Origin of the sequence: Roseomonas rosulenta, from assembly GCF_016106005.1 — a bacterium.
GTDB lineage: Bacteria > Pseudomonadota > Alphaproteobacteria > Acetobacterales > Acetobacteraceae > Neoroseomonas > Neoroseomonas rosulenta.
This window is the reverse complement of the sequence record NZ_JACADR010000292.1, coordinates 1-5,310: the sequence shown is the minus strand read 5'-3', so window position 1 is coordinate 5,310 and position 5,310 is coordinate 1. Positions and strand designations below refer to the sequence as shown.

Genomic DNA, 5,310 nt, shown 5'->3' with positions numbered 1-5,310 from the left:
CTACGCGCGGCGGCTCAAGACCCTGAAGGGCCTCACCCCCTACGAGATCATCTGCCGATCATGGGCCGCAGACCCCCATAGGTTCACCGCAAACCCGCACCATGAAATGCCGGGACCAAACATCTAGAGGATGAAGCGCGACAGGTCGGCGCTGCCGGCGAGCGGCGCGACGCGCCCGGCGACCATCGCCGCATCCACCCGCACGGTCTCCCCGCCGCGGTCGGAGGCGGTGAAGGATACCTCCTCCAGCAGCCGTTCCAGCACGGTGGCGAGGCGCCGCGCGCCGATGTTCTCGACGCTGGCGTTGATCTCGGCGGCGAGGTCGGCGAGCGCGTCCACAGCGTCGTCCGCGAAGTCGAGCGTGACGCCCTCGGTGCCAAGCAGCGCGGTGTACTGCTTCAGCAGGGAATGCTCGGGCTCGGTCAGGATGCGGCGGAAATCGTCGCGGGTCAGCGCCGCCAGCTCCACGCGGATCGGCAGTCGCCCCTGCAGTTCGGGCAGCAGGTCCGAGGGCTTCGCCAGGTGGAAGGCGCCCGAGGCGATGAACAGGATGTGGTCGGTCTTCACCGGGCCGTGCTTGGTGGTGACGGTGGTGCCCTCGATCAGCGGCAGCAGGTCGCGCTGGACGCCTTCGCGCGAGACGTCGCCGCCGCGGAAGCCGCCCTCGCCGGTGCGGGCGCAGACCTTGTCGATCTCGTCCAGGAAGACGATGCCGTTGTTCTCGGCGTTGGACACCGCATCGCGCACCAGCGCGTCCTGGTCGAGCAGCTTGTCCGCTTCCTCCCTGGTCAGCGCGATGCGCGCCTCGGCCACGGTCATCTTGCGCGGCTTCTGGCGGCCGCCGAACATCTTGCCGAGCATCTCCTGCATGTTCTGCATCTGCGCGCCCTGCGCGCCGGGCAGGTCGATCATGCCGATCGGCAGGCCGCCGCCGGCATCCGCCACCTGCACCTCGACCTCGCGCGATTCCATGGTGCCTTCGCGCAGCATGCGGCGGAACTTCATGCGGGTCTCGCCGGAGGCGCCATCGCCGACCAGCGCGTTCAGCAGGCGTTCCTCGGCGGCCAGTTCCGCCTTGGCCTGGACGCCGCGCCGCGCCTGCTCGCGCGCCATGGTGATGGCGGATTCGACCAGGTCGCGCACGATGGATTCCACGTCGCGGCCGACATAGCCGACCTCGGTGAACTTGGTCGCTTCCACCTTGAGGAAGGGCGCGTTGGCGAGCTTCGCGAGGCGCCGCGCGATCTCGGTCTTGCCCACGCCTGTCGGGCCGATCATCAGGATGTTCTTGGGCACCACCTCCTCACGGATGCCTTCGGGCAGTTGCTGGCGGCGCCAGCGGTTGCGCAGTGCGATCGCCACGGCGCGCTTAGCGTCGGCCTGGCCGACGATGTGGCGGTCGAGCTCGGAGACGATCTCGCGGGGGGAAAGATTCACGGCTTCAGACATGTCTCGTTGCCCTCAAGCGGCGGGCGCCGCGCATCCGCGCGGCTGGCCTTCGCGCCTTGCGCTGGCGCGCCGGCGACGGTTGATGGTCTGGGCGCGGTCGCGCATTCGCGCTCCCGGATCGCGGCACGGCTGCGATCCGCTGGTATTGGGTCGTGGCGTCGGGTTCATGCCGCGGCGTCCAGGCTTTCCAACACGAAGTTCCCGTTCGTGTACACGCATATGTCGGCGGCGATCTTCATCGAGCGCCGGCAGATCTCCTCGGCGTCGATGCCCTCGAGCGGCAGCAGCGCGCGCGCGGCCGCCAGCGCGTAGTTGCCACCCGAGCCGATGCCGATGATGCCGTCCTCCGGGTCCAGCACATCACCCTGGCCGGTCACCAGGAGGGACCGCTTGGTGTCTGCGACGGCAAGCAGCGCCTCCAGCCGGCGCAGGTATCGGTCGGTGCGCCAGTCCTTCGCGAGATCGACGCAGGCGCGTTCCAGTTGGTCAGGGAAGCGTTCCAGCTTCGCCTCCAACCGCTCGAGCAGGGTGAAAGCATCGGCGGTCGCACCGGCGAAGCCGGCCAGCACGCGGCCCTGGGCGATGCGGCGCACCTTGCGCGCATTGCCCTTGACCACCGTCTGGCCGAGCGAGACCTGGCCGTCGCCGGCCATGGCCACGCGGCCCGCCTTGCGCACGCACAGGATGGTGGTGCCGTGCCACCCGAGGGGATCGTGTTGTGGGGAGTTCATGACGGCCGATATCTGGGACGGTCGGCACCGCGACACAACAGCCCCGATCGAACCGGTTCCGGACGAATGAGCCCGCATTCAGGCCCGAAGCGACGCTCGTCGTGGGGGATATATCGTTGCGTGCGGATGTAGCACGATCGTTATTCATCAATGTTTACACGTCAGGGTTGTGTGCGTGCTATATTGGCATCCATGCTCCCGGTCTCGGTTCTTCCCGCCCCTGACGGCCTTGTTGCCCACGCGTTAGCGACGCTGGCGTCGGGGTTCCCAGGCGCCGAATCCGGCGCGCTCGCCGTGCTCAGCGTGGCGCTCATGGCGGCTGCGGCGCTGCACGCGGCGCGTGCGCCGGGTGCCGCGCTGGTGCTTGCCGTCATGCGGCCCGAGGCGTCCCTCGGCGATTGGCGGGGGACCACCGGCATCCAGAATGCCGGCGCGACGGACCGCCGCGCCTCGGCCCGGCGGCCCATGGCCTGCGGCGCATGGCTGGAACTGGACGGCCGCGCGGTCGCGGTGAACCTGCTCGACCTTTCCGATGGTGGCGCCGGCGTGGAGGCACCCCCCGGCATCGCCCGGCCTGACGATCGCGGCTACGTGGTCATCGACACCGCCGTGCTGCCTGTCCGCGTCGTCGCGGTCGAGGACGGGCGGGTCAGCCTGACCTTCACCGGCGTCTCGCCCGCCTCGCTAGCGACCATCCGCAGCATCATCGCCGAGGCGCGGCACGCGCGGCGCGCCTGACCCGCCGCGTGCCCCTGGGCCGAGGCGCCGCCGAACCACGCGACGCAGGGGCGTTGCGGCGCGGCCCCCGGGCGGCGTAACAAGCGCCCATGGATGGTTCCTCCGCCCTGGCCCGACGCGCCGAGATCACCCGCGAGACCGCCGAGACGGCGATCCGCGTCGCCATCGACCTGGACGGCACCGGACGGGCCGACATCGCCACGGGCATCGGCTTCCTCGACCACATGCTGACCGCGCTGGCGCGCCATTCGCTGATCGACATGACGGTCGCGGCGAAGGGCGACCTGCATATCGACTTCCACCACACCGCCGAGGATGTCGGCATCGTCATCGGCCAGGCCTTGAAGAAGGCGCTGGGCGACAAGCGCGGCATCCGTCGCTACGGGTCCGCCCTGCTGCCGATGGACGAGGCGCTGGCGGAATGCGCCATCGACATCTCCGGCCGCCCCTTCCTCGCCTGGTCGGTCCCCTTCGCCCGCGACAAGGTGGGCGAGATGGACACGGAGTTGTTCGAGGAATTCTTTCGCGCGCTCGCGGTCAATGCCGGCATCACGCTGCACATGACCTTGAAGGCGGGCAACAACGCCCACCATGTGGCGGAGGCGTGTTTCAAGGCAGCGGCCCGGGCGCTCCGGGCGGCCACCGAGCCCGATCCGCGGGCCGGCGGCGCGATCCCGTCGACCAAAGGCATCCTGGAGGCCTGAGCATGCGGGTCTGGACGGTGCAGACGAAGCCCCCCGCAGGCCGGAAGGGGCCCAGGGTGTTGCTCGTGCGCGACGGCTTCTCCTGGGGCGCGCTGCTGGTGCCGACGGTCTGGTTCCTGTCGAACGGGCTGGTTGCGCTGGCGCTGATGCATTTCGCCGTGGTCGCGATGATCGGCGCCGCGCTGCCGGCCCCCGCCGTGCCCTTCGCCCTGGCCGGGCTGCAATGCTTCATCGGCTTTGAGGCGCGGTCGCTGCAATCCTGGTGGCTCGGCCTGCGCGGCTTCCAGCCGGCGGCGGTGCTGGTGGCGCGGGACGAGGATGCGGCTTTCCTCAACCTCGCCGCCTTCCGCCCCGACCTGGCCCGCGCGGCGGCCTGACGGGGGGGCAGGGGGAATGGCGCAGCGTGTGGCGGTGGTGGATCCGGGCTCGGGCAACCTGGCCTCGGTGGTGCGGGCCTTCGAGAAGGCCGCCGAGGACAACGACATCGAGGCGGTGGTGCGCGTGGTCACCGCGGCGGCCGACCTGGCGGTGGCGGACCGCATCGTGCTGCCCGGCCAGGGCGCCTTTGCGGCCTGCCGGCGTGGCCTCGATGCCCTGCCCGGCGTGGTCGATGCGCTGGAGGACCGGGTGCGCGGCCATGGCGTGCCGTTCCTGGGCATCTGCGTCGGCATGCAGCTGATGGCGACCAAGGGGCTCGAGCATGGCGAGACGCCCGGGCTTGGCTGGATCCCGGGCATCGTCGCGCCGATGGACCCGCGCGGCGCCGATGGCGCGCCGCTGCCGCTGCCGCAGATGGGCTGGAACGCCCTGTCCTTCGAAGAAGGCTTCCACCCGGTGCTCGACGGCGTGGTGCCCGGCGACCAGGTCTATTTCGTGCATTCCTTCGCCTACGAGGTCGATGACCCGGAGGATGCCATCGCCACCACCGACTATGGCGGGCCCGTGACCGCGGTGATCGCGCGCGGCAACCTGGCCGGGCTTCAGTTCCACGTCGAGAAAAGCGGACCGGTGGGGCTGCGCATGCTGGCGAATTTCCTGAGGTGGGAGCCGTGAACGCCTCCGCTGTCCTGCAATCGGGCCGTGCGCTCGCGGTCGAACGTGCCGAGCGCCTGTCGGAGGCCGACCTCGCCGACCTGGCCGAGGCGACCGATGCCGCGATCATCGAGGGCGGCGGCTTCGGTTGGGTGGAACCCCAGGGCCGCGCCGCGCTCGAGCGCCATTTCCGCGGCGTGCTGCTGGTGCCCGAGCGCGAGTTGTTCGTCGCCCGCCTGGACGGCCATGCGGTCGGCTCCGCCCAGCTGGTGCGCCCGCCCCGCAACAACGAGGCGCAGGCCTTCACCGCCACCCTGACCCACGCCTATATCGCGCCCTATGCACGCGGCTTCGGCCTGGCGCGCCTGCTGGTCGAGAGGCTGGAGGAACGCGCCGCCTCGCTCGGCCACCGCGTCATCAACCTCGACGTGCGCGAGACGCAGGCCACCGCGATCGCGCTGTTCGAAAGCCTGGGCTACCTGCACTGGGGCACCCACCCCTACTACGCGCGGGTGAAGGGCCAGACGGTGGCGGGGCGGTTCTATACGAAGACGCTGGAGCCCGGTCGCGGGCGCAGCACGGGCGCGCTGATCGACGGCGCGGTCTGAGGCGGCGCGCCGGGCCCGCACGCGGCCCGGCCCGACCGCGCTGCGCCG

7 protein-coding genes and 1 pseudogene are annotated in these 5,310 nt (G+C 70.8%); 6 read left to right on the top strand and 2 right to left on the bottom strand.

Annotated features, from left to right (window positions below):
- Positions 1–127 (top strand): annotated as a pseudogene (locus HW578_RS27985) (IS481 family transposase); the annotation flags it as partial.
- Here HW578_RS27985 and hslU read toward each other — a convergent pair.
- Together hslU and hslV are read right to left on the bottom strand one after the other, a co-directional pair.
- Positions 124–1,449 carry an ATP-dependent protease ATPase subunit HslU gene (gene hslU, locus HW578_RS22410; RefSeq protein ID WP_198372932.1) on the bottom strand — a complete coding sequence of 442 codons (1,326 nt, stop codon included), beginning with the start codon at positions 1,447–1,449 and terminating at the stop codon, positions 124–126. The pseudogene HW578_RS27985 and the gene hslU sit on opposite strands and share 4 nt — an antisense overlap.
- A gap of 164 nt (positions 1,450–1,613) precedes the next feature.
- A complete protein-coding gene (gene hslV / locus HW578_RS22405; RefSeq protein WP_198372931.1) occupies positions 1,614–2,180 on the bottom strand; it encodes an ATP-dependent protease subunit HslV in 567 nt (188 codons plus the stop codon).
- 294 nt (positions 2,181–2,474) lie between these two features.
- Here hslV and HW578_RS27980 point away from each other — a divergent pair, with 294 nt between their 5' ends.
- The 5 genes from HW578_RS27980 (at position 2,475) to HW578_RS22380 (ending at position 5,262) form a co-directional block, all read left to right on the top strand.
- Positions 2,475–2,918 carry a PilZ domain-containing protein gene (locus HW578_RS27980; protein WP_198372930.1) on the top strand — a complete coding sequence of 148 codons (444 nt, stop codon included), beginning with the start codon at positions 2,475–2,477 and terminating at the stop codon, positions 2,916–2,918.
- 89 nt (positions 2,919–3,007) lie between these two features.
- Positions 3,008–3,622, top strand: coding sequence for an imidazoleglycerol-phosphate dehydratase HisB (gene hisB, locus HW578_RS22395; protein ID WP_198372929.1), 615 nt, complete (start codon positions 3,008–3,010; stop codon positions 3,620–3,622).
- A 2-nt stretch (positions 3,623–3,624) separates the two neighbouring features.
- Positions 3,625–3,999, top strand: coding sequence for a DUF2628 domain-containing protein (locus HW578_RS22390; RefSeq protein WP_198372928.1), 375 nt, complete (start codon positions 3,625–3,627; stop codon positions 3,997–3,999).
- A 16-nt stretch (positions 4,000–4,015) separates the two neighbouring features.
- Positions 4,016–4,675: an imidazole glycerol phosphate synthase subunit HisH gene (gene hisH, locus HW578_RS22385; RefSeq protein WP_198372927.1), complete on the top strand. Its 660-nt coding sequence runs from the start codon at positions 4,016–4,018 to the stop codon at positions 4,673–4,675.
- Positions 4,672–5,262: a GNAT family N-acetyltransferase gene (locus HW578_RS22380; RefSeq protein WP_369407955.1), complete on the top strand. Its 591-nt coding sequence runs from the start codon at positions 4,672–4,674 to the stop codon at positions 5,260–5,262. The genes hisH and HW578_RS22380 overlap by 4 nt, the downstream gene beginning before the upstream one ends.
- Positions 5,263–5,310: the final 48 nt, after the last annotated feature.

Bases quoted from the DNA above. Each gene is read 5' to 3' on its own strand.
- hslU (WP_198372932.1), bottom strand. From the start codon at position 1,449: ATGTCTGAAGCCGTGAATCTTTCCCCCCGCGAGATCGTCTCCGAGCTC.
- hslV (WP_198372931.1), bottom strand. From the start codon at position 2,180: ATGAACTCCCCACAACACGATCCCCTCGGGTGGCACGGCACCACCATC.
- hisB (WP_198372929.1), top strand. From the start codon at position 3,008: ATGGATGGTTCCTCCGCCCTGGCCCGACGCGCCGAGATCACCCGCGAG.
- HW578_RS22390 (WP_198372928.1), top strand. From the start codon at position 3,625: ATGCGGGTCTGGACGGTGCAGACGAAGCCCCCCGCAGGCCGGAAGGGG.
- hisH (WP_198372927.1), top strand. From the start codon at position 4,016: ATGGCGCAGCGTGTGGCGGTGGTGGATCCGGGCTCGGGCAACCTGGCC.